The organism is Promicromonospora sp. MS192, from assembly GCF_049532985.1.
Classification (GTDB): domain Bacteria; phylum Actinomycetota; class Actinomycetes; order Actinomycetales; family Cellulomonadaceae; genus Promicromonospora.
The window spans coordinates 2,326,320-2,349,362 of the sequence record NZ_CP186693.1 but is presented as its reverse complement, the minus strand read 5'-3'; the positions used below and the strand labels follow the sequence as shown (position 1 = coordinate 2,349,362).

Sequence of the window (23,043 nt, the reverse complement as noted above, 5' to 3'; positions counted from 1 at the left end):
CAGCATGCACCTCAGCGCACGCACGACGACGCCGGACCCCTCCGGCGCGCGCTGACCTGCACCCAGCAACCAGGCCCCGGAGCTCGCTCCGGGGCCTTCGTCGTGCACGACGGCGGTGACCGGGGCTGCTCCCTCCCGAAGGAGCACCGTGAACACTTCTGAACGCCCTGCCGACCATCCCGTCGACCACCGCGAGCTCGGCCGCGACATGCGGATCTTCGACACCAGCCCGCTCGTCGGCCCCGGGCTGCCGCTGTGGCTGCCGGCCGGGGCCGCCGTCCGGTACGAGCTGGAGCAGTACGCGCGCGAGGTGGCCCTGCGCACCGGCTGCGAACCCGTGTACTCGCCCGTGCTGGGCAAGCGCTCGTTGTACGAGCGGTCGGGACACTGGGCCAAGTTCGCCGACGACATGTTCCCGCCGCTGGCCGACGCCGACCGGGACGCCGACCCGGACGCCGACCCGGACGCCGACCCGCTCGTGCTGCGGCCCGCGAACTGTCCGCACCACGCGCAGATCTACGCCTCGGAACCGCGCTCGTACCGGGACCTGCCCGTGCGGTACTCCGAGCTCGCGGCGATGTTCCGGGCGGAGCGGTCCGGCGTCCTGTCCGGGCTGAGCCGGGTGCGGCAGATCAACCTCGACGACACCCACGTCTTCTGCCGGCCCGACCAGGTCGAGGCAGAGGTCAGCACCGCGCTGACCGCCGTGCTGGAGGTGCTCGACACCCTCGGCATCGAGGTGTCCTACCTGCGGCTGTCCGGGCGTGACGGTTCGGACCGGTGGCTGGGCGAGCCCGGGCAGTGGGCCGCGGCCGAGGCGGCGCTGCGCGCTGTGCTCGACGACGTCGCGGGCACCCTGGACTGGCGGGCCGAGCCGGGAGAGGCCGCGTTCTACGGACCCAAGGTCGACGTCCAGGTGCTCGACGCCCGCGGCCACGAGGAGACCCTCGCGACCGTGCAGCTCGACTTCAACCAGCCCGAACGGTTCGACCTCACCTACGTGGCGGCCTCGGGGGAGCGGGAGCGCGTGGTGATGATCCACCGCGGCACCGTCGGGGCGATGGAGCGGATGGTCGCCTTCCTGCTGGAGCGGCACGGCGGACGCCTCCCGTTCTGGCTGGCACCCGTGCAGCTCTGCCTGCTCCCCGTCGGGGGCGCCGGCTCACCCGAGGCCGGTTCGCCCGGTTCCGGTGCCGACGGCTCCCCCGCCGAGACCGCAGTCGACGCCCTGGTCGCGGACCTGCGTGCCCGCGGCCTGCGCGTCCGGGTCGAGCGGCACGGCTCGCTCGGCAACCGGATCCGCCTGGCCCGACGGCGCCGCGACGCCCTCCTCGGAGTGCTGGGCCCGAGGGAGATGGAGGCGGGTGTGCTCGCGGTGACCGACCCGTCGTCGGGCACCCGCGTCGACGTCCCGCTCGCCGCGCTCGCCGCCCGCCTGGACACCGCGGCCCGCACCCGCTCCCACCGCCCCACTCTCGAACGTTGAGTGCCGGATATTCGCCCCTTTCAGTGTGTCAGGAGGGCGAATATCCAGCACTCAACGGCGGGGCAGGCAGGTCAGGAGGTCCAGGTGCGGCGGTCACGGGCGGCGAGGTGGACGATCTCCAGCTCGCGGTCCGTCAGCATCGGGCGGCGGGACTCCAGCCAGGGGACCAGCTCGTCCTCGGTCAGCACCTCCACGTCGTCGCGCGGGCCGACGACGCGGGGCTGGTCGGTGCGCACGAACACGATGAGCGCCCGCACCGTGACCGGCACCCGCGTCGCCCGGTTCAGGATCTCCTGGGTGCGCCGGGCGGCCTCGCGCGCGGCGTCGGCCGTCACGTCCTCGACCGGCCGGTACACGGCCTGGACGACGAACACGCCCGCGGGGCCGAGCACGAGCTCGTCGAGCTCCAGGGGGCCGACCCGCTGCCCGGTCCGCGTGGAGACGTCGGTGCGGATCGAGTGGAGCACCCGCCAGGCCGGGTGCTTGGCCACCAGCTCCCACAGCTCGTTCGCGACGCCCCGCACCCCGGCGATGCGGCGGCTCAGCGCGCGGTGCCTCGGGTCGTACCGCCCCCGCAGCCGTCCGCGCACCAGGCTGGCGAGGTGCTGACGCCGGTAGACCCGACGCTGGGCCACCAGGTGCATGGCGGGCCGGTGGTTGGTCAGGTCGTCCGCCCGGGCCAGCCGTCCGGGACGAAGGTTCGGTAGCGCGTCGGAGACGGTGACGGGAACGCTCGGCGACTCGGTGCCCATGAGCGGACGGTACGTCCGGCACGCCGGCATCGCGCGCCCAGCCGGTGAACCCGCGGGATCGAGGCCGGAACAGGCATTCAGGTGGGTGGGCAAGCCGCAACAAAGGCTGTGATACCCGGGCAGGGGAGGCGTCTCGGACCAATTTCTCAAAGTGCTGTGACATCCCGGCGGCGCGAGCGTCTCAGGGGCATGAGGCACATCGAACCGGTCCGCGGCCCGGCGATCCCCGGGTGCGACCCCGCGCACGACGCCACGCGCGACGTCGAGTGCGCCGCGACGCGTGCGGCGCTCGCCGACTACCTGAGGTATCGCCTGCTGCCCGGTCGTGGTCGTCGGCTCGAGGACCACCTGGTGGGCTGCGTGGCGTGCATGCGCGTGTTCGTGGACGTGCGCGAGTCGGCGTGGACGTCCACGGCGGCCGCGACGACCACCCGACGTGCCGCCCTCGCCCGTGCGTCCTGACCGGTGCGGGCCGCCGACCACGCCGACCGGGCGCACGTGACGTGGGTCCCTGTGCGTCGCGTGCGCTGCCGTGACCACCTACGCCTCCGGGCTGTCGCTGCCCGCCGGGAAGGCCCGCCGCCCGAGCAGCACCACCAGCAGCGCCACGCCGACGAGCGCCGCCCCGGTGTACGGCACCGCGGCCAGCCCCGCGCCGTCGAGCACGAGCGCCCCGAGCGCCGCGCCGCCGCCGATGCCGATGTTCGCCGTGGCGTTCACGAGCGCACCCACGACGTCGGGCGACGCGCCCCGTGTGCGGATCGCGGCGGTCTGGAAGACGGCGGCGACCGCGCCGAACCCGATGCTCCAGACGGCGGCCGCCGCGAGCGTGCCGACGGTGCCCGGGAACGCGAGGCCGAGCGCCAGCACACCGGCGCCGACCACCAGCAGGGTGACCACCGTGGTCTGGCGCGGGTGCGCGTCGAGGCGCGCGGCGGCGTACGCGGCGCCGATGAGGCCGAGGCCGCCGATCAGCAGCAGCGCCGGGCCGATCGCCGGGGCCGTGAGACCGGCGGCCAGCAGCAGCACCGACACGTAGGTGTAGACGGTGTAGTGGCCGAGGTAGGCCAGTGCGTTCGCCGTCGTCACGCCGGCCAGCGCGGTGCGGCGGGCGCCGCGGGCGGCGTCGTCCGGGGGAGCGCCGCCGCCGGGCACCGACGGCAGGAGCAGGGCCGTGAGCAGCCCGGCCAGCGCGCAGGCGCCCGCCAGGACGAGGAACGCCGCGCGCCACCCGACGGCCGTGCCCAGCGACGTCGACAGCGGCACGCCCAGCACGAACCCCGCCGAGGCGCCCAGGGTGACCAGCGCGAGCGCACGCCCGGCGAGGTGCGGGCGCACCAGGCGCGACGCGTACCCGATGCTCACCGAGAAGAACACCGCGTGCGACGCGCCGCCCAGGGCCCGCGCCACGGCGACGACGGCGAAGGTCGGGGCGAGCGCCACCAGCACGTTGCTGAGGGTGTACACCGTGAGCGCGCCGAGCAGCACCGCCTTGCGCGGCAGCCGGCGGGTGGCCGACGTCAGGGGCACGGCGAGCGCCGCGACCATGAACGCGTACGCCGTGACCAGCAGCCCCGCGACGCCCTCGGTGACCGACAGGTCGGCGCTGATCAGGGGCAGCAGGCCCACGGGGACCAGCTCGGTGGTGATCGCGACGAAGGTCGCCAGGCCCAGGGCGAACAGGCCGCCCGCCGCCTCTCGCACGTCGCCGGGCTGCCAGGGTGCGGGCCGGTGGCCGGGAGGGGTCATGGGTCCATCCCAGACCACCTCCCGGCGCACCGGCAAGGGGGCGACGCCGGCGGGTCAGCGGATCTCGCGGATCAGCACCTCCTCGAACACCGCCGACGTGGCGGGCGACGCCCCGCCGCCCGCGTAGACGCCGACCTGCGGGTCGGTGCCCGCCGGGAGGGTCCACGTGGCGCCGAACCGCCAGCTCTTCCCGTCGCGGGACGACGCCGCCCGGTACCGGTGCTCACCCGTGTCCGGGTCGAGCGTGTGGAACAGGCGCAGGTGCATCGTGTCCGCGACGGGCCCCGAGACGTGGCCGCCCCACCAGCGCCCGCCGTCGGCCGTGAGCTCCTTGCCGAACTCGACCTGCCGCGTCTGCCAGATCGACACGGGGGCCAGGCGCAGGAAGTCGTCGTCGCCCGCGTGCACGAGCAGGCCCGCCTGCTGGTAGTTGCGCACCGTGCCCTCGCCCAGCGGCAGGGTCACCGTGGTCTCCAGCACGTAGTCGCCGTCGGGGGCGTCGCGCAGCAGGACCGGTGCGTCGTTGGCGCCGCCGACCAGGTCGTGGCCCGTGAGCGGCCACGACAGGGCACCGTCCGCCACCGTGACGTCGGCGGGCGCGTGCAGCCAGCGCCAGCCCGCGTCCAGCTCGCCGTCGAACCGCTCGGCGAACGTGACGGCCCCCGCGCGGGGCTCGGCCACGCGGCGCGTGACCGGTTCGTGGGCCGCCACGACGGTGAGGTTGTCGACGTGCGCCTCGGCGCCGTCGGCCGTCAGGCGCACCGGCGCCCGCCCGGGGAGCGGTGCGCGCAGGGTGAGGCGGACCTCGGCGTCGAGGTCGCCCAGGCCGCTGGACGACAGCCGGGCGGTGACCGCGGCGTCGGCAGCCTCGACGGTGAGCACGTGCCAGGACGTCAGGTCGGTGTTCGCGGGCAGGGCCGCACGGCGCTCCTGGCGGCCCTGCGTGACGACCAGCTCCCGTGCCCCGGCGTCCACCCGGACCGTGACGGCCGACCGGTCGTGGCCCAGGCCGACGGTGAAGGCGCCGGCGTCGGCGGGCAGCCGCACGTCGGTCTCGACCCGCAGGTCCCGCGGGGCGGGTGCCGTGCGCACCACCGCCGGGTCCCGGCGGCCGGGAACCAGCCGGGCGATCGCTCCGGCGTCACCCGCGTCGTCGGAACCGCGGGCCAGCGTGCCCGACACGCGGCGCAGGCCGGACCCGGACGCCGGGTCGGCGCTCGCGATGCCCAGGTCGCTCGCGGCCACCGGCGCGGGCTGCGGCCCCTCGCTCGGCCCGGCGCCCGCGTTGACCACGGGCCAGCCGTCGATCCAGTCCATGCGGTCCAGCAGCGTGGGTCGCCGGTTGATGCCGCCGGGCTCGTTCAGCCAGGCGTCGTCCCGGTCGATGGCGTGGTAGAGCATCCAGTCCTGCCCCGAGACGTCGGTGAGCACCGCGTGGTGCCCGACGCCGATCCACCGGTTCCCGTTCTGTGCCACGACCTGGGTGCCGCCCACCCGCGACTCGTTCAGGCCCACGCCCTCGTGGTCCACGAACGGGCCGAGCGGCGAGCGGGACCGGCCCGTGTAGACGCTGTACCCCGTCACGGGGCCGGCACAGCAGTTCGCGGACGAGCCCATGAGGTAGTACCAGCCGTCCCGCTCGACCACGAACGCGCCCTCGTACCGGTCGGCGACCGTCACCCGGGTGGGCGAGCCGACGGCGCGCGTCCCGGTCTCGTCCAGGCGCGTGACCCAGATGCCGCCGTTGAAACCGCCGAAGTAGAGGTAGTGCGACCCGTCGTCGTCGGTGAACAGCGCGGGGTCGATGGTGTTCAGGTACCCGCCGCCGGACGCCGGGCGGGGGTCGAGCACCGGACCGCCGGAGTCGCTCCACGGCCCGGTGGGCGTGGGCGCGGTGGCCACGCCGATCGTGTAGTCCCACGGGTCGGGGTTCGCGGCGGTGTCCGTGACCGTGTAGTACATGACGTACCGGCCGTCCACGTAGCGGATGTCGGGCGCCCAGAAGAACGAGGCGTCGGCGGTCCAGGCGGGCCGGTTCTCCTCGTCGAAGATCGTGCTCACGTACTCCCACGTGGCCAGGTCCCGCGAACGGGCCACGTGCATGTTCCCGAACGGGCCGCCCTCCACCAGCGGGTCGCTGGTGGCGTACAGGTACCACCAGCCGTCCTTGCCCCGGATCACGGCGGGGTCGGCGTAGGTGTCGGCGAACGGCTCCGTGATCGGGTTGGTGTAGGTGGTGGCGGGCGGCGGGGGAGCGGCCGCGGCGGGCGTGCTGCCCCCGCCGTCGGACAGGAGGGCCGTCCCCACGCCCAGCGTGAGCGTGGCGAGGACGGCGACGAACCGTGTCTGCATGGGCTCTCATCCCTTCGGGCGGCGCGCCGCGTCGTCGATGACGCGGCCCGTCGCCTCCTTGTCGACGGTCACTGGTACAACGTAGTACCAGGCGTGAAGGTACCGTCGCCGGGCCGTCCCGTCCAGGAGGAGGCCGAGCGGTGAGACACGCCACCGCTGGTCCGGGCCGGTACGCACTAGACTGGACCGGCCCCCGCCGCCGTGGGCCTGCCCGCACCACCACCCCCCTGACCGTGAGGAACCCCTGCGTGATCACTGCCCATGGCGTCGAGCTGCGCGTCGGCGCGCGCGTGCTGCTGAGCGAGGCCACCTTCCGGGTCGCCTCGGGCGACCGGATCGGCCTGGTGGGTCGCAACGGCGCCGGCAAGACCACGCTCACCAAGACCCTCGCGGGCGAGACCCAGCCCACGGGCGGGCAGATCGTGCGCGGCACCGACATCGGCTACCTGCCGCAGGACCCGCGCACGGGCGACCTCGAGGTGCTCGCGATGGACCGTGTGCTGTCGGCGCGGGCCCTCGACCACGTGATCACGCAGATGCGCGCGACCGAGGCCGACATGGCGTCCGACGACGCGGCCACCCAGGCCGCCGCCATGGAGCGCTACCCCAAGCTTGAGGCGCGCTTCCTGGCCGCCGGCGGGTACGCGGCGGAGTCCGAGGCGCAGATCATCACCGCCAACCTCGGCCTGGACGAGCGTGTGCTGGGCCAGCCCCTGAGCACCCTGTCCGGCGGTCAGCGCCGCCGCATCGAGCTGGCGCGCATCCTGTTCAGCGGCGTCGAGACGCTGCTGCTGGACGAGCCCACCAACCACCTCGACGCCGACTCGATCATCTGGCTGCGCGACTACCTCAAGGCGTACAACGGCGGCTTCATCGTGATCAGCCACGACGTCGAGCTGCTGCGCGCCACCGTGAACAAGGTGTTCCACCTGGACGCCAACCGGGGCGAGCTCGACCAGTACAACATGGGCTGGGACGCCTACCTGGAGCAGCGCGAGACCGACGAGCGGCGTCGCCGGCGCGAGCGGGCCAACGCCGAGAAGAAGGCGGGCACGCTGCTCGCCCAGGCCGAGAAGATGCGCGCCAAGGCGACCAAGGCCACCGCCGCGCAGAACATGATCAAGCGCGCCGAGAAGATGCTCGGCGGCCTGGAGACCGAGCGCGCCGCGGACCGCGTGGCCAAGCTGCGCTTCCCGACGCCGGCGCCCTGCGGACGCACGCCGCTCACCGCCGCCGGGCTGTCCAAGGCCTACGGGTCGCAGGAGGTGTTCGCCGGGGTGGACCTGGCGATCGACCGCGGCTCCCGCGTGGTGGTGCTCGGCTTCAACGGTGCCGGCAAGACGACGCTGCTGCGCATCCTGGCGGGCGTCGAGTCGCCGGACACGGGCGAGGTCGTGCCCGGTCACGGCCTCAAGCTGGGCTACTACGCCCAGGAGCACGACACGCTCGACATGGACGCGACCGTCGTGGAGAACCTGCGGCACGCCGCACCCGACCTCACCGACACCCAGGTGCGCTCCGTGCTCGGCTCGTTCCTCTTCAGCGGGGACGACGCCGAGAAGCCCGCGCACGTGCTGTCCGGCGGCGAGAAGACCCGCCTGGCGCTGGCCACCATCGTGGTCTCGGGCGCGAACGTGCTGCTCCTGGACGAGCCCACCAACAACCTCGACCCCGCCTCGCGCGCCGAGATCCTGGGCGCGCTCAAGACGTACGAGGGTGCGGTCGTGATGGTCACGCACGACGACGGTGCGGTGGAGGCCCTGGAGCCCGAGCGCGTGCTCCTGCTGCCGGACGGCGACGAGGACCTCTGGAACGACAGCTACCAGGAGCTGGTCTCGCTGGCCTGAGTGGTTCGGCGGCCCGGGTGCGGGGCGCCGGTCCCGTAATCGCCGGGCCGTCGGGCGCGGCCTGTCCGCTGTGGCGGTGCCTGCGACGGACGGAGGGCGTTGCCTGCCATGGCGACGGAGAGTGGCGCGTGCCGCAGCGGTGGAGGGCGTTGCCTGTCATGGCAGCGGACGGTGCCGGGTGCGGGTGCCCCGCGCAGATGCGTTGCACTGCGTAGACATTGTCTACTCACAGCAACCCACCCCCGCGGGGCAGGCTTACCGGAGTCGCGGGGCAGGCCCACCGGAGAGCAGGTGCGTTGCACTGCGTAGACATTGTCTACTCACAGCAACCCACCCCCGCGGGGCAGGCTTACCGGAGTCGCGGGGCAGGCCCACCGGAGAGCAGGTGCGTTGCACTGCGTAGACATTGTCTACTCACAGCAACCCACCCCCGCGGGGCAGGCTCACTGGAGACGCGGGGCAGGCCCACCGGAGGCCCGGGCCCGGCCGTGCGCCCGGCAGCTCAGCGCAGTTGCGCCTCGATGAGGGCGTCCTCCTCGTCCTCAGCGGTCGGACGGCGGTCCCGGGGAGCCTTGCGCGCCCGCACGCCCGCGCCGTCGGCGGCCTCGCCCGAGGCCAGCAGCAGGTCGCCCGCCGAGACCGTCTCACCGCGCAGGGCGCCGCGCTCGCGACGCCACAGCAGCACGTACCCGCCGATCGCGCCGATCGCGAAGATGCCCCACTGGAACGCGTAGGACAGGTGCGAGCCCGGGTCGGTGTCCGGCTTGGGCAGCGGGGCGAGCGCCGTGGCCGGCGCCGGGTCCTCGGCGCGCAGCGCGCCGTACGCCCCGACCGTACGCCCCTGCGCCCACGCGGCGCCCTGCGGCCCCGCGGCGAGCACCTGGGCGGTCGAGATCGCCTGCACCTGACCGGGTGGTGCGCCGCGGTCCGACGGCGGCTCGTCCGCGCGCAGCGACGTCACCACGGTCACCTCGCCCGACGGCGGCGCAGGCACCGTGTCGGGCGCGGACCCGTCGGACCCGAGCGGCACGAACCCACGGTCGACCACGATCACGACCTCCTGGCCGTCGGCCAGCCGGGCCTCGAACGGGACCAGCACGTGGTACCCGCCGCGGCCGCCGACGGGCCGGTTGCGCAGCAGCACCGTGGCGTCGGTCGCGTACTCGCCGGTCAGCTCGACCCGCTGCCACACCTCGTCGTCCGGCACGACGCTGCCCGGCCCGGGCAGGATCTCGTCGACCGGGACCACGGGGGCCGACCAGTTGGCGTTGACCAGGTCGATCTCGGCGTTGCGCGACTCCGCCCGGTTCCACTGCCAGCGCCCGGCGACCAGGCACAGCGCGGCGAGCACCACGGCCGCCACCGCCAGGATCACCCACTGCCGGGTGGTGCGGGGGCCGCGGGACTCCTCGCCGCCGCCGTCGTGCAGCACCCCGCCGTGGTGGGGCACCGGACCGGCGCCGCTCACGACGCGCGGTCCAGCTCGGCCACGGGCACGGTCTGCTTCCAGAACGAGCGCGCCCCGAGGAACTGCTCGAGGTGCTCGCGGTGCTCGTCGCACGCGAGCCACACCTTGCGCCGCTCGGGCGTGTGCAGCTTGGGGTTGTTCCACAGGAGCCCCCAGGAAGCCGTCGCGCGGCAGCCCTTTGCGCTACAGATCAGCTCGCCGTCGGGCACGGCGTCGGGCGTCGGGCGGGGATCGGGGGAGGCGCCCAGGGATCCGAGGAGGTCCATCGGTCGTTCTCCTCAGTCGTCCACGTGGTCGATGACGCGTGCAGGGCCGGGCGTGGTGTACGTCGTCGCGGGCGAGGAGCCCGGGTCGGCGGGCGTCGTGGGCGGAGCGGCCGGGTCCGGGACGGGCAGCTCCGTGAGGGCCGGGGCCGCGGCGGGGGTCACCGGCGAGGTCTCGTGGGTGTTGCGCTCCCGGCCGGCGTTGGCGACCAGCACGGCGGAGTACGGCAGCACGACCGCTGCGGCGACCAGGGCCCAGCGCAGCCAGCCGTCGACCAGCACCGCCCCGATGATGCAGACGACGCGGATGGACATCTGGATGAGGTAGCTGCGCGTACGACGTGCCTGGTCCACCGCCAGCGGCTCGGGGGCCGACGTGATGGACGGGACCGGCTCGCTCATCCCGCCAGTCTACGTCCGCGGCAGGCCCGCCGGGCACGTCCCGCGGGCTGCCGGACAGCCAGGTTCGTCACCCCGGGCAGGCGCCGGATTGGAGGAAACCGACAAGAACCGCGGGATCCCTGTGGCCCGGCGCGCGCGGCGGGCCGCCGACGCGCGGGGTAGCGTCGCAGCGGACCTGGATCGACCCAGGCCCCGGCCGCGGCCCCCAGCCTCGCGCGGCCTCTCCGTGCGACAAGCCATCACCACCGAGGAGCTTCAGGTGACCACCATGCCCGCCTCCCAGAGCATCGCCGCAGGTCCGACCGGGCGCGTAGTCGTCGTGACGGGGGCTGCCCGCGGCATCGGCCGCGCCATCGCGGAGCGCTTCGTGGCCGACGGCGACCGTGTCGCCACGATCTACCGCGGCGGGGAGCTGCCCAAGGGCGTCGCGCCCTACGTGGCGGACGTCACGGACACCGAGGCCGTCGACGCCGCGTTCACCGCCATCGAGAAGGACCTGGGCCCGGTCGAGGTGCTCGTGGCCAACGCGGGCGTGACCAAGGACCAGCTCCTCATGCGCATGAGCGACGACGAGTTCGAGTCGGTCGTCGACGTCAACCTCACGGGCACGTTCCGCTGCGTCCGCCGCGCCTCCAAGGGCATGATCCGCGCCCGCAAGGGCCGCATCGTGCTGGTCGGTTCCGTCGTGGGGCTGACCGGCGGCCCGGGCCAGGTCAACTACTCGTCGTCGAAGGCCGCCCTGGTGGGCATGGCGCGCTCGATCACCCGGGAGCTCGGCACCCGCGGCATCACGGCCAACGTCGTCGCGCCGGGCTACGTCGAGACCGACATGACGGCCGCGCTGTCGGAGGACGTGCGGGCCGGCTACCTCAAGTCGATCCCGGCCGGCCGGTTCGCCTCGGCGGACGAGGTGGCGCACGTCGTGTCGTTCGTGGCCTCGGACGCCGCCGGCTACGTGTCCGGCGCCGTCATCCCGGTCGACGGCGGGCTGGGCATGGGTCACTGACCCGTACTCTGAGGCCGCTACCTGCGGTTACGTCCGTACATATCCAACATTCTGGACATCACTCACGGCGCGGAGTTTCGTTCCGAGCCGCGATCCGCATTACGCTCGCACCCAGCGCAGGGGTTGTCTTGGCACGCCTGCGCTCGAACGGAAGGACATCATGGGTCTCCTCGAAGGTAAGAAGCTGCTCGTCACGGGCGTGCTGACCGATTCGTCGATCGCGTTCCACGCCGCCCGCCTCGCGCAGGAGGAGGGCGCCGAGGTCGTTCTCTCGTCCTTCGGGCGGCAGATGAAGCTCACGCAGGCTTTCGCCAAGCGCCTGCCGGTCGAGGCGCCCGTGGTCGAGCTCGACGCCACCAGCCAGGAGAACCTCGACGGCCTGGCCGACGCCGTGCGCGCCGAGGGTTTCGACCGGCTCGACGGCGTGGTGCACTCGATCGGGTTCGCCCCGCAGTCCGTCATGGGCGGCAACTTCCTCTCGGGCACCTGGGAGGACGTCGCCACGGCGCTGCACGTGTCCACGTTCTCGTACAAGTCGATCGCCGTGGCGGCCCAGCCGCTGATGACCGACGGCGGCGCCGTCGTCGGCCTCACGTTCGACGCGCAGTTCGCCTGGCCGGTCTACGACTGGATGGGCGTGGCCAAGGCCGGGCTGGAGTCCGCGAACCGCTACCTGGCGCGCGACCTCGGGCCCGAAGGAATTCGCTGCAACCTTGTCTCGGCCGGGCCGATCCGGACCACCGCCGCCAAGTCCATCCCGGGCTTCGCGACGATGGAGGACGCCTGGCCCAACCGAGCTCCCCTCGGCTGGGACCAGACCACGGCGGAGCCGGCGGCACGCGCCGTGTGCGCGCTGCTGTCGGACTGGTTCCCGGCGACCACGGGCGAGATCGTGCACGTCGACGGCGGCGTGCACGCCATGGGTCAATAGACGCCACGGGCACTGGACGGGCAGGAGGCTTTGATGGGTAGAGGGCCGGGCACGGAGCCCAGCACGTCGCCGGTGCGGCGGCTGGTGCTGCTCCGGCACGCGAAGGCGGAGCCGCCGTCGGAACTTCCCGACGAGAAGCGGCCCCTCGCCCTGCGCGGCCGGGACCAGGCAGTGAAGGTCGGCGCGGCGCTGGTCGCGGCCGGCCTCGTGCCCGACGCCGTCGTCGTCTCCGGGGCGGTCCGCACCCGCCAGACGTGGGACCTCGCGCGCAAGCACCTGGGTGAGCCGCCGGTGGACTACACCGACGAGCTGCTGGGTGCGATGCCGCGCGGTGTCCTCGCGCTGGTGCGCGAGCTGGATCCCGCGGCGCGGACCGTGCTGGTGATCGGCCACGAGCCCGCGATGGCGGGTACGGCCGAGCTCCTGGCCGGTCCGGGCTCGGAGGACGGCGCGCTCGCCCAGGTGCGGGTCGGCGTCCCGACGGCGACCTACTCGGTCCTGGAGTCGGACTTGGACTGGCCGGCGTGGGACCGCAGGCTGGCCCGCCTGACCCTGGTCACGCGCCCCGGCTGACCTGTCAGACCTCCCGACGGACGTGCCGGACGCCCGGTCGCTCCGGTGACCCGGGCGCCCGGCACGTCCGTCGTCGTCTGACCAGGGCGTCCGGACCGTGGGTCAGAGAAGGTCGAGAACCCTGTCCAGGCGGCCCTCGACCGAGTACGGCGCCTGGGCGCGCACGACCGGCTTGGCGTCGAACGCCACGCCCACGCCGGCGATGCCGATCATGCCGAGGTCGTTCGCCCCGTCGCCGACGGCGACCGTGTGCTCCAGCGGGATCTCCAGCGCGGCGGCCCACTCCCGGAGGGTCGCGGCCTTGGCCGCACGGTCGATCACGGGCCCCACGGTGCGCCCGGTCAGCACGCCGTCGGCCACCTCCAGGCGGTTGGCACGCACCAGCTCGATGCCCAGCTCGGCCGCGACAGGCTCGACGATCTCCGCGAACCCGCCCGACACCAGCCCGAACGCCCAGCCGCGCTCCTGACATGCGGCGACGAGCTCGCGCGCCCCCGGGGTCAGCTCGACGGCGGCGCGCACCTTGTCCAGCGCCGCCACAGGGACGCCGGCCAGCGTCGCGACCCGTTCGTGCAGCGACTGCGTGAAGTCGAGCTCGCCCCGCATCGCCCGCTCGGTCACCGCGGCCACCTCGTCGCGGGTGCCGGCATGCTCGGCGATGAGCTCGATGACCTCCTGGCGAAAGAAGGTCGAGTCCACGTCGGTCACGATGAGTCGCTTCACGGGCACCAGTGTGCCGGAGCACCGCCCCGCCGCGCGTTCCCGTCCACGTGCTGCGCACCGAACACGCGCAGACGGGTCGAACGCAGGAGTAGTTGCACTCCGAGCGCTCAGAGTGCAACTACTCCTGCGTTCGACGCCGGGCGACCGTCGCCACCCCCGCGGCGGCGTCAGTCGACGACCGTGCCCTTCGGGACCACCACCAGGCCGCTCTCCGTCACCGTGAACCCCCGCGCGCGGTCCTCGTCGTGGTCCACGCCGATGCGCGCCCGCTCGTTGACCACCACGTTCTTGTCCACGATGGCGCGGTGCACGTGCGCGTACCGGTGCACCTGGACGTCGTCCATCAGCACCGAGTTGGACACGTTCGACCACGAGTGCAGGTGCACCCCGGGGGAGAGCACCGACCCGGCCGCCTGCGCGCCGGAGATGAGCACGCCCGGCGACACGATCGACTCGACGGCGTGCCCCATGCGCCCCGGCCCCACGTGCACGAACTTGGCCGGCGGCAGCCCCGTGTACCCCGTGAACAGCGGCCACTCGTTGTTGTAGAGGTTGAACACCGGCGTCACGGAGATCAGGTCCATGTTGGCGTCGTAGAACGAGTCGATCGTCCCGACGTCGCGCCAGTACCCGCGGTCGCGCTCGGTGGAGCCGGGTACGTCGTTGCGGATGAAGTCGTAGACGCCGGCCTCGCCCTGGGCCACGAACGCCGGGATGATGTCGCCGCCCATGTCGTGCCGCGAGTCGGGGTTGGCCGCGTCCTTCGTGACGGCCTCGACCAGGGCGTCGGCGTCGAACACGTAGTTGCCCATCGAGGCGAGGATCTCGCCGGGGGAGTCGGGCAGGCCGACCGGGTCGGTCGGCTTCTCCAGGAACTCCCGGATCTTCGTCGGGTCGGCCGGGTCCACGTCGATGACGCCGAACTGGTCGGCCATGCCGATCGGCTGACGGATCGCCGCGACGGTCGCGCGCGCCCCGGACTCGATGTGCGCGTCCACCATCTGCGAGAAGTCCATGCGGTACACGTGGTCGGCACCGACCACGACCACGATGTCGGGCCGCTCGTCGTCGATGATGTTGAGGCACTGGTAGATCGCGTCGGCGCTGCCGAGGTACCAGTGCTTGCCCACCCGCTGCTGCGCCGGCACCGGGGCCACGAAGTTGCCCAGCAGCGGCGACATGCGCCACGTCTTGGAGATGTGCCGGTCCAGGGAGTGGGACTTGTACTGCGTCAGCACGACGACGTGCAGGTACCGCGAGTTGACGATGTTGGACAGGGCGAAGTCGACCAGGCGGTAGATGCCGCCGAACGGCACCGCCGGCTTGGCGCGGGCGGCGGTCAGCGGCATGAGCCGCTTCCCCTCGCCACCGGCGAGGACGATCGCGAGGACGCGGGGAGCGGAAGCCATACGCCGAGATTAGGGCCTTTCGGCCCGGTACGTCAGGTGGCGCGCTGACCCGCCGTGCGCGCTAGGTTGACGGTGTGTCCGACGCCGCAGCCGTTTCCCGTCCCGATCCCGCCGCCACGCTCCGTGTCGACCTGCTGACCCGTGAGTTCCCGCCGCACGTCTACGGCGGCGCGGGGGTGCACGTCGCGGAGCTCGCCACGGTCCTTGCCCACCACGCCGACGTGCGCGTGCGCTGCTTCGACGGCCCGCGCGACGCCGCCACGGAGGCGGCCGGCGTCACCGGGTACACCACCCCGGCCGCCCTCTCGGGCGCCAACGCCGCCCTGGCCACCCTGGGCACCGACCTCGTCATGGCCGACGACGTCGCCGGCGCCGACCTGGTCCACTCCCACACCTGGTACGCCAACATGGCCGGGCACCTGGGCGGGCTGCTGCACGGCGTGCCGCACGTCGTCACCGCGCACTCGCTGGAGCCCTTGCGCCCCTGGAAGGCCGAACAGCTGGGCGGCGGCTATGCGCTCTCGTCGTGGGCCGAGCGCACCGCCTACCTGGGGGCGGCCGGCGTCATCGCCGTCTCGGCGGGCATGCGTGCCGACATCCTGCGCGTCTACCCGGAGCTCGACCCGGAGCGCGTGCACGTGGTGCACAACGGCATCGACCTGTCGGGCTGGCAGCGCCCCGCGGCCGACGACGCCGACGCGCGCGCCACCGTGCACCGGCACGGGATCGACCCCGGCCGGCCCGCCGTGGTGTTCGTCGGCCGGATCACCCGCCAGAAGGGCCTGCCGTACCTGCTGCGCGCCGCCGCCGAGCTGCCGCCCGAGGTGCAGCTCGTGCTGTGCGCCGGGGCGCCCGACACCCCGGAGATCATGGCGGAGGTCCGGGGCCTGGTCGACCGCCTGCGCGAGACCCGGACCGGCGTGGTCTGGATCGAGGAGATGCTCCCGCGGCCCGACCTCACCGCCGTCCTGGCGGCCTGCACCGTCTTCGTCTGCCCGAGCGTCTACGAGCCGCTCGGCATCGTGAACCTGGAGGCGATGGCCGTGGGCCTGCCCGTGGTGGGCACGGCCACGGGCGGCATCCCCGAGGTGGTCGACGACGGCGTCACGGGCCTGCTGGTGCCGATCGAGCAGGCCGACGACGGCACCGGCACCCCGCTGGACCCCGACCGCTTCGTGGCCGACCTCGCGGCGGCGCTGACCCGCGTGGCGACCGACCCGGAGGGTGCGGCGGCCATGGGCGCGGCGGGTCGACGGCGGGCCGAGGAGCACTTCACGTGGACGGCGATCGCCGACCGCACGATGGACGTCTACCGAGCGGTCCTGGCCCGGTCCTGAGCGGTCAGCGGACGGCGCCGTAGGTGGCCGCGCTCAAGGCGTGTCGGGCCGTGCGGTCCACCTCGCGCAGCGCCGTGGAGCGCTGGTCCACCTGGAAGACGTTCACGGCGCCGCCGTCGTCGACCGTGCCCAGCGCGACGATCGCGCGCAGGCGGCTGGCGAGGTCCAGGACGCGGGCACGCCGGCCGTCCAGGTGCGGCACCGGCCAGGACGCCGTGCTGGTCGAGCGGATGCGTTCGATCGCGTCGGCCGCGTCGTCGCGCCAGCGGGCCACGTCGAGCTGGTCCAGGGCCTCCGTGGCCCGCATGAGGCTCGTGCGCAGCTCGCGCTCGGCGTCGGCGACCGAGCCGATCGTGCCCAGCACCAGGGTGGTCCACGCCGGGACCTCCAGCACGCGCCACGTCACCAGGTGGCCCGGCTCGATGTGGCTGCCGAACGCCCGGACCTCCGGCACGGCCGCCCAGCTCCCCGCCGGCGTGGTGACCACCACGCACTCGCCGGCCTGGGTCGCGTCGTGGTTCGCCGCTGCGGGGACGCCCGCGGGGTCGCCGGGCGCGGGCAGCAGCGCGCAGACCTCGCGCGGTCCCGTGGTCCAGGCCGTGAAGAGGGTGCCGAGGTCGGTGCCGTCGGCGAACCCGGGCAGCCCCTCGACGGTGTGCGGCTCGTCGTCGCCCACCACGGACTTCACGGCGTCCGAGGTGTCGCCCACACCCTGCAGCCACAGGGCGAGCAGCACGCTCCGGGGGAGGTCCTGATCGGTGTCCACCGCAGCACTGTAGATGACGTGGCGCGCCGGAACACCACAGTTCAGAGCCGTGCGGTCAGGTAGGGTCGATGCCCATGAGCTCGGTTCTCCACCTTGCGGGCGTCACCGTCCGGCGCGGCACCTCGACCATCCTCGATTCCGTGGACTGGCAGGTGAACGAGGGAGAGCGCTGGATCGTTCTCGGCCCCAACGGCGCGGGCAAGACGACCCTCCTCCAGATCGTGGCCGCGCGCCTCCACCCGACGTCGGGCACGGCCACGGTGCTCGGGTCGACCCTCGGCCAGGTGGACGTGTTCGAGCTGCGCCCCCGCATCGGTCTGTCCAGCGCGTCGCTCGCCGAGCGCCTGCCCACGGCGGAGACCGTCCGGGACGTGGTGCTGACGGCGGCCTACGGCGTGACCGGGCGCTGGCGCGAGAGCTACGACGAGCTCGACGAGCAGCGCGCCAAGGACCTGCTGTCGGCGTTCGACGTCGACCATCTGGCCGACCGGACCTACGGCACCCTCTCGGAGGGCGAGCGCAAGCGCGTGCAGATCGCCCGCGCGCTCATGACCGACCCGGAGCTCCTGCTGCTCGACGAGCCCGGGGCCGGGCTGGACCTGGGCGGCCGCGAGGAGCTGGTGGCCACGCTGTCCCAGCTCGCCAACGACCCCGCCTCGCCCGTGCTGGTGCACGTGACCCACCACGTCGAGGAGATCCCGCCGGGCTTCACGCACCTGCTGCTGATGAAGAAGAGCGGTATCCAGGCGGCCGGCCCGCTCGAGGAGGTGCTGACCGCGGACAACCTGTCGGCGGCCTTCGGCCTGCCCCTCGTGGTGGCCCACGGCGGCGGGCGCTGGCTCGCGCGTTCGGCGCGCTGACGGAGGCGGTTCGGTACCAGTTCGGACACGTTCCGAACCCGGCCCCCTGAAACGGCGATTTTGCTACCGCCGTGTCAGTGGACCTTGGTAAAGTCCGGGCAAAGGTCCGAGGTGGCGGTAGATTCACCGCGAGGACCCGCCGACGGAGTGGTTCCGTGGGCGACCGGTCGCCAGCCGGAGCGGACGCTCGGAGGGAGCACCCCATGGCCTGGTTGTGGTGGGTAGGTGCGGCACTGATCTTCGCCTTGATCGAGCTGCTGTCGCTCGACTTCGTCTTCATCATGTTCGCGGGCGGCGCGCTGGCCGCGTCCGTGGCGAACGCGGCGGGCACCCCGCTGTGGGTACAGGCGGTCGTCTTCGTGGTCGCCTCGGTGGTGCTGCTCGTGACGCTGCGGCCCACGCTGATCCGGCACCTGCGCAACAACACGCCGAAGGCGCCCACCAACGCCGAGGCGAACGTGGGCCGCTCGGCATCGGTCGTGCAGGACGTCACCACGGCGTCCGGGCTGATCAAGCTCAGCGGTGAGGTGTGGAGCGCGCGGTCGGTACCCGGGTCGCCCCTGCTGCCCGCCGGCACTAGCGTTCGTGTGGTCCAGATCGACGGCGCCACCGCCGTCGTCGAGCCGGAGGCGTAGCCGCATGCCGCCTGGGCGCGGCCACGGAGCAGTTCCCAGCAGCACAAGAAGTCCCAGGCAGTCCAAGTCAGAAGCTTGAAACCGTCCGTGCGGGCCTAGGTGCCCGCGTAAGGAGACGTCGTGGAGTCATTCGGGCAAGTCCTGCTCTACCTGATCATTGCCCTGGTCGTCATCGTCGGCATCGTCGCGGTGATCCGCGCCGTGCGGATCGTCCCGCAGTCGGTCGCGCTCGTGGTCGAGCGCCTGGGTCGTTACTCGAAGACGCTCGACCCGGGTCTGCACGTGCTGGTGCCGTTCGTGGACCGCGTCCGGGCCGGCGTGGACCTGCGTGAGCAGGTCGTGTCGTTCCCGCCCCAGCCGGTGATCACCAGCGACAACCTGGTGGTCGAGATCGACACCGTCATCTACTTCCAGGTGACCGACGCCAAGTCGGCGGTGTACGAGATCGCGAACTACATCACGGCCATCGAGCAGCTCACCGTCACCACGCTGCGTAACGTGATCGGTTCGATGGACCTGGAGCAGACGCTGACCAGCCGCGACCAGATCAACGGGCAGCTGCGTGGCGTGCTCGACGAGGCGACCGGGCGCTGGGGCATCCGCGTCAACCGCGTGGAGCTCAAGTCGATCGACCCGCCGCCGTCGGTGCAGGGCTCCATGGAGCAGCAGATGCGCGCCGAGCGTGACCGGCGTGCCGCGATCCTCACCGCGGAGGGTGTCAAGCAGTCCGCCATCCTCACGGCCGAGGGTCAGAAGCAGTCCGAGATCCTCAAGGCCGAGGGTGACGCGCAGGCGCAGATCCTGCGCGCCGAGGGTGAGTCCCGCGCCATCCTCCAGGTCTTCGAGGCCATCCACCGCGGCGACGCGGACCCCAAGCTGCTGGCCTACCAGTACCTCCAGACGCTGCCGCAGATCGCCAACGGCACGTCCAACACCACCTGGGTCATCCCGACCGAGTTCACCGCGGCCCTGGGCAACATCGCCTCCGGCTTCGGCGGCGGTGGCCCGGCCGGTCCGGGTGGACCGGGTGTCCCGCCGGTGCCGTCCACCGACGGTCCCACGGGTCCGCGCGAGCCCGCCGACTCGGTGCTCGACGAGCCCCTGCTGCCGCCGCCAGCGGAGGCGCTGGCCGAGGCGCAGCGCCAGGCGGAGGCCGCCGTGGCCGACGCGACGAGCGCGGGCACCCGCTCGGGCGAGCCGTTCGACCCGAGCCAGGAGCGCGGTCAGCGCCCGGGTGGCGGCACGCCGCCCCCGCCGCCCGCCCCGCCGGCAGGCTGACCCACAGCCTGACCCCGGCGGCAGGCTGACCCACAGCCTGACCCCGGCGGCAGGCTGACCCACAGCCTGACCCCGGCAGCAGGCTGACCCACAGCCCGGCGAGGTCGTGACTTTGCCTCGAGATCGGCACAGGCCTGTGCCGATCTCGAGGCAAAGTCACGACCTCGCAGTCTTTCCAGAGCCCCTGCTGCCTCGTGCTGCAGGGGCTCTCGGCATGTCTGATCTGCTCAGAGGCGAACCAGTTGCGGAGTGAGTGCTCACTCATTTACTGTTCCTGCTATGCAGAGCGCGCGCCCCCGGGCATCCCGCATGTCTCCCGACGACCGCAAGGCGGCCATCGTCGACGCGGTGCTGCCGCTGGTCGCCGAGCGGGGGCACGATGTCACCTCCCGCGAGCTGGCGCAGGCTGCCGGGGTCGCGGAGGGCACCCTGTTCCGGGCGTTCGGCGACAAGACGGCGCTGGTCGGTGCCGTCGCGATCGAGGGCCTGTCCCGGGCGGGCAAGCCCGAGCAGACCCTCGCCGAGCTCACCGGCATCGACCCGGGGCTACCCCTCGAGCGGCGCCTGGAGCTCGTCATCGAGCTCGGCCGGCACCGTGTGGCGGAGGTGCTGCGGTGGATGTCCGTCCTGCGCAGCATGGCACCGACGCCCGGGGCGCCGCCGGGCCCGCCGGGCTCCCCGCCCGGTGCGGCGGTGACGCCGGGTGTGCCTGGTTCGACCGACGGCCCGCCGTTCATCCCGGGCGCGGTGCCGGGCCGGCCGCTCGTCCCCGGTGTGCCGGGCTCGGACGACGGGCCGCCGATCGTGCCGGGTCCGCCGCCGGGTCAGCCCGTGCCGCCGGGCTCTCCGCCCGGCCGGCCCGGCGCGCCGGGGCCGCCGTACACGGGCGCCGGCACCGCCGCCGACCAGCACGAGCGGATGCTCAGCTACCGCAAGACGCTGCTGGAACAGCGCACCCGGCAGCGGGCGGCTACCGTCGAGGGCATCACCGCCGTCCTCGCCCCGGACGCGCACCGCCTGCGGGTCCCCGTCGAGGTGGCGGTCTCGCTGATCGAGTCGGCCATCGCCGGCGCACACCTGCGGATCGACCACCTGCAGCCGGCGGTGCCGGCCGACGTCCTGGCCGACGCCCTCGTCAACGGGCTCGCCGGCCCCGCGAAAAAGTCTGGCCCGCGCTCCGTTGACGGTGCAGCCTCCACTGCGGGACCGGATGCACCAGGTTCTCCAACCCCCAGCCCTGAAGGGAACTCTTGATGCTAGTCACGCTCGCCCGGAGATATCTGGGCCCGTACCGCTGGGCGGTGGTCGCGGTGCTCGTGCTGCAGCTGGTGCAGACGCTCGCGGCCCTGTACCTGCCCAGCCTCAACGCGGACATCATCGACCAGGGTGTCGTGCTCGGCGACATCGGCCACATCTGGAGCATCGGCGGCTGGATGCTGCTGGTGTCGCTGGGCCAGGTGGCCGCCTCGGTGGTCGCCGTCTACTTCGGCGCGCAGGTGGCCACGGCGTTCGGTCGTGACCTGCGGCGCGACCTGTTCCACACCGTGCAGACCTACTCCGCGCGGGAGATGGCCAAGTTCGGTGCGCCCACGCTCATCACGCGCGGCACCAACGACGTGCAGCAGGTGCAGATGACGGTGCTCATGACGTTCACCATCATGGTGATGGCGCCGATCATGCTGGTCGGCGGCGTGATCCTGGCGCTGTCCGAGGACGTCACGATGTCGGGGCTCCTGCTGGTCATCGTGCCGGTGCTGGCGGCCACGGCCGGCGTCATCGTGTGGCGCATGGTGCCGCACTTCCGCCGCATGCAGAAGCGCATCGACGCCATCAACAGCGTGCTGCGCGAGCAGATCACGGGGCTTCGGGTGGTGCGTGCCTTCGTGCGCGAGCGCCGCGAGACCGAGCGGTTCGGCGTGGTGAACGAGGAGCTGTTCGACACCTCGCTGCGCGCGGGCCGGCTCATGGCGCTGACGTTCCCGGTGGTCATGCTCATCATGAATATGTCCTCGGTGGCGGTGCTGTGGTTCGGTGCGCACGAGATCGAGGCCGGGGGCATGCAGATCGGCTCCCTGACGGCGTTCCTCAGCTACCTCATGTACATCCTCATGGCCGTGATGATGTCCACGATGATCTTCATGATGATCCCGCGCGCCGCCGTCGCGGCGGACCGGATCGGGGAGGTGCTGGAGACCAGCTCGTCCGTAATCGACCCGGACGCCCCCGTCGCGCTCTTCCCCACGGAGGACGACGACGCCGTTCCCGCCCCGCGCGGGCAGGTCACCTTCGAGAACGTCGAGTTCCGGTACCCGGGCGCCGAGGAGCCGGTGCTGCACGACCTGTCCTTCACCGCGGAGCCGGGCCGGACCACGGCGATCATCGGTTCGACGGGGTCCGGCAAGTCGACCCTGCTGAACCTGGTACCGCGCCTGTTCGACGCGACGGACGGCGCCGTGCGGGTCGACGGCATCGACGTGCGCGACGTGACCCAGCGCGACCTGGGCTCGCTCATGGGGCTGGTGCCGCAGAAGGCGTTCCTGTTCAGCGGCACGGTGGCGGACAACCTGCGGTACGGCAAGCCGGACGCCACCGAGGAGGAGATGTGGGCCGCGCTGGAGGTGGCGCAGGCGCGCGACTTCATCGAGGCCCTGCCGGACGGGCTGGAGTCGGTCGTGGCGCAGGGCGGTGCCACCTTCTCGGGCGGGCAGCGGCAGCGCCTGGCCATCGCGCGGGCGGTGATCCGCCAGCCGCGGATCTATCTGTTCGACGACAGCTTCTCCGCGCTCGACTACGCGACCGACGCCCGGCTCCGCGCCGCGCTGCGGCCGCAGACCCGCGAGGCGACGGTGATCGTCGTCGCGCAGCGCGTGGCGACCATCCGCGACGCCGAGCAGATCCTGGTGCTCGACCACGGCCGCATCGTCGGCCGGGGCACGCACGCGGAGCTGCTGGCCGAGAACGAGACGTACCAGGAGATCGTGACGTCCCAGATGAGCTTGGAGGAGGCCGCGTGATCGAGCATGGCGAAGCCCCGATCGCGCGGGCCGACCGGGTGCGGGTGTCCCGCATGACACGAGGAGGCCGCGTGATCGAGCATGGCGAAGCCCCGATCGTGCGGGCCGACCGGGTGCGGGTGTCCCGCAAGGTAGAGGAGGAGGCCGCGTGAGCGCGGAAGAGAAGCCTCAGGGCAGCACCACCACGGCCGC

The 23,043-nt window shown here is 73.1% G+C and carries 22 protein-coding genes; 13 read left to right on the top strand and 9 right to left on the bottom strand.

Annotation, left to right across the window (positions count from 1 at the left end; translation table 11 throughout):
- Positions 1-148 precede the first annotated feature (148 nt).
- Complete coding sequence (locus tag ACO229_RS10545; RefSeq protein ID WP_423464867.1) at positions 149-1,486, top strand: aminoacyl--tRNA ligase-related protein; 1,338 nt, start codon at positions 149-151, stop codon at positions 1,484-1,486.
- 71 nt (positions 1,487-1,557) lie between these two features.
- On the opposite strand, the gene ACO229_RS10540 is transcribed toward ACO229_RS10545, so the two are convergent.
- Entirely contained in the window at positions 1,558-2,238 is a 681-nt protein-coding gene (locus tag ACO229_RS10540; RefSeq protein WP_397430050.1) for a hypothetical protein, read from the bottom strand.
- Between the two features lie 189 nt (positions 2,239-2,427).
- Here ACO229_RS10540 and ACO229_RS10535 point away from each other — a divergent pair, with 189 nt between their 5' ends.
- A complete protein-coding gene (locus ACO229_RS10535; RefSeq protein ID WP_423464866.1) occupies positions 2,428-2,700 on the top strand; it encodes a hypothetical protein in 273 nt (90 codons plus the stop codon).
- A gap of 78 nt (positions 2,701-2,778) precedes the next feature.
- Here the strand turns inward: ACO229_RS10535 and ACO229_RS10530 are convergent, their stop codons facing one another.
- Both ACO229_RS10530 and ACO229_RS10525 read right to left on the bottom strand, forming a co-directional pair.
- Positions 2,779-3,987: an MFS transporter gene (locus tag ACO229_RS10530; RefSeq protein WP_397430052.1), complete on the bottom strand. Its 1,209-nt coding sequence runs from the start codon at positions 3,985-3,987 to the stop codon at positions 2,779-2,781.
- 54 nt (positions 3,988-4,041) lie between these two features.
- On the bottom strand, positions 4,042-6,339 hold the full coding sequence (locus ACO229_RS10525) for a family 43 glycosylhydrolase (protein WP_423464865.1): 2,298 nt from the start codon (positions 6,337-6,339) through the stop codon (positions 4,042-4,044).
- A gap of 248 nt (positions 6,340-6,587) precedes the next feature.
- Between ACO229_RS10525 and ACO229_RS10520 the strand changes: the two genes are divergently transcribed.
- The gene (locus tag ACO229_RS10520; RefSeq protein ID WP_397414551.1) at positions 6,588-8,186 is read left to right on the top strand and encodes an ABC-F family ATP-binding cassette domain-containing protein; all 1,599 of its coding nucleotides are present in this window, start codon (positions 6,588-6,590) and stop codon (positions 8,184-8,186) included.
- A gap of 502 nt (positions 8,187-8,688) precedes the next feature.
- Here ACO229_RS10520 and ACO229_RS10515 read toward each other — a convergent pair.
- From ACO229_RS10515 to ACO229_RS10505, 3 genes are read right to left on the bottom strand one after another with little or no spacing between them, the layout of a single operon-like run.
- Positions 8,689-9,654 (bottom strand): SURF1 family protein, encoded by a 966-nt coding sequence (locus ACO229_RS10515; RefSeq protein WP_423464864.1) that lies wholly within the window; start codon positions 9,652-9,654, stop codon positions 8,689-8,691.
- A complete protein-coding gene (locus ACO229_RS10510; RefSeq protein ID WP_397430055.1) occupies positions 9,651-9,920 on the bottom strand; it encodes a hypothetical protein in 270 nt (89 codons plus the stop codon). Before ACO229_RS10510 ends, ACO229_RS10515 begins: the two co-directional genes overlap by 4 nt.
- Before the next feature lie 12 nt (positions 9,921-9,932).
- Positions 9,933-10,319, bottom strand: coding sequence for a DUF3099 domain-containing protein (locus ACO229_RS10505; RefSeq protein WP_397430056.1), 387 nt, complete (start codon positions 10,317-10,319; stop codon positions 9,933-9,935).
- Between the two features lie 268 nt (positions 10,320-10,587).
- Here ACO229_RS10505 and fabG point away from each other — a divergent pair, with 268 nt between their 5' ends.
- From fabG to ACO229_RS10490, 3 genes are all read left to right on the top strand, one after another.
- Positions 10,588-11,325: a 3-oxoacyl-ACP reductase FabG gene (gene fabG / locus ACO229_RS10500; RefSeq protein WP_397414841.1), complete on the top strand. Its 738-nt coding sequence runs from the start codon at positions 10,588-10,590 to the stop codon at positions 11,323-11,325.
- A 160-nt stretch (positions 11,326-11,485) separates the two neighbouring features.
- Complete coding sequence (gene fabI, locus ACO229_RS10495) at positions 11,486-12,256, top strand: enoyl-ACP reductase FabI (RefSeq protein ID WP_397414560.1); 771 nt, start codon at positions 11,486-11,488, stop codon at positions 12,254-12,256.
- A gap of 33 nt (positions 12,257-12,289) precedes the next feature.
- Positions 12,290-12,829 carry a SixA phosphatase family protein gene (locus ACO229_RS10490; RefSeq protein ID WP_397414562.1) on the top strand — a complete coding sequence of 180 codons (540 nt, stop codon included), beginning with the start codon at positions 12,290-12,292 and terminating at the stop codon, positions 12,827-12,829.
- A gap of 102 nt (positions 12,830-12,931) precedes the next feature.
- Here the strand turns inward: ACO229_RS10490 and serB are convergent, their stop codons facing one another.
- Positions 12,932-13,558: a phosphoserine phosphatase SerB gene (gene serB / locus ACO229_RS10485; protein WP_423464862.1), complete on the bottom strand. Its 627-nt coding sequence runs from the start codon at positions 13,556-13,558 to the stop codon at positions 12,932-12,934.
- A 161-nt stretch (positions 13,559-13,719) separates the two neighbouring features.
- Positions 13,720-14,961 (bottom strand): glucose-1-phosphate adenylyltransferase, encoded by a 1,242-nt coding sequence (glgC, locus tag ACO229_RS10480; protein WP_423464861.1) that lies wholly within the window; start codon positions 14,959-14,961, stop codon positions 13,720-13,722.
- 74 nt (positions 14,962-15,035) lie between these two features.
- Here glgC and glgA point away from each other — a divergent pair, with 74 nt between their 5' ends.
- Positions 15,036-16,298 (top strand): glycogen synthase, encoded by a 1,263-nt coding sequence (glgA, locus tag ACO229_RS10475; protein WP_423464860.1) that lies wholly within the window; start codon positions 15,036-15,038, stop codon positions 16,296-16,298.
- 4 nt (positions 16,299-16,302) lie between these two features.
- Here the strand turns inward: glgA and ACO229_RS10470 are convergent, their stop codons facing one another.
- Positions 16,303-17,064 carry a hypothetical protein gene (locus ACO229_RS10470; protein WP_397414570.1) on the bottom strand — a complete coding sequence of 254 codons (762 nt, stop codon included), beginning with the start codon at positions 17,062-17,064 and terminating at the stop codon, positions 16,303-16,305.
- 74 nt (positions 17,065-17,138) lie between these two features.
- Between ACO229_RS10470 and ACO229_RS10465 the strand changes: the two genes are divergently transcribed.
- The 6 genes from ACO229_RS10465 (at position 17,139) to ACO229_RS10440 (ending at position 23,003) form a co-directional block, all read left to right on the top strand.
- The gene (locus ACO229_RS10465) at positions 17,139-17,924 is read left to right on the top strand and encodes an ABC transporter ATP-binding protein (RefSeq protein ID WP_397414572.1); all 786 of its coding nucleotides are present in this window, start codon (positions 17,139-17,141) and stop codon (positions 17,922-17,924) included.
- Positions 17,925-18,127: 203 nt separating this feature from the next.
- Positions 18,128-18,559 carry an NfeD family protein gene (locus tag ACO229_RS10460; RefSeq protein WP_397414574.1) on the top strand — a complete coding sequence of 144 codons (432 nt, stop codon included), beginning with the start codon at positions 18,128-18,130 and terminating at the stop codon, positions 18,557-18,559.
- 120 nt (positions 18,560-18,679) lie between these two features.
- Entirely contained in the window at positions 18,680-19,837 is a 1,158-nt protein-coding gene (locus ACO229_RS10455; protein WP_423464859.1) for an SPFH domain-containing protein, read from the top strand.
- Between the two features lie 309 nt (positions 19,838-20,146).
- Positions 20,147-21,091, top strand: a complete 945-nt coding sequence (locus ACO229_RS10450; RefSeq protein ID WP_423464858.1) for a TetR/AcrR family transcriptional regulator — start codon at positions 20,147-20,149, stop codon at positions 21,089-21,091.
- Positions 21,091-22,851, top strand: a complete 1,761-nt coding sequence (locus ACO229_RS10445; RefSeq protein WP_423464857.1) for an ABC transporter ATP-binding protein — start codon at positions 21,091-21,093, stop codon at positions 22,849-22,851. Before ACO229_RS10450 ends, ACO229_RS10445 begins: the two co-directional genes overlap by 1 nt.
- The gene (locus ACO229_RS10440) at positions 22,848-23,003 is read left to right on the top strand and encodes a hypothetical protein (RefSeq protein ID WP_423464856.1); all 156 of its coding nucleotides are present in this window, start codon (positions 22,848-22,850) and stop codon (positions 23,001-23,003) included. Before ACO229_RS10445 ends, ACO229_RS10440 begins: the two co-directional genes overlap by 4 nt.
- The last annotated feature ends 40 nt before the right edge of the window (positions 23,004-23,043 follow it).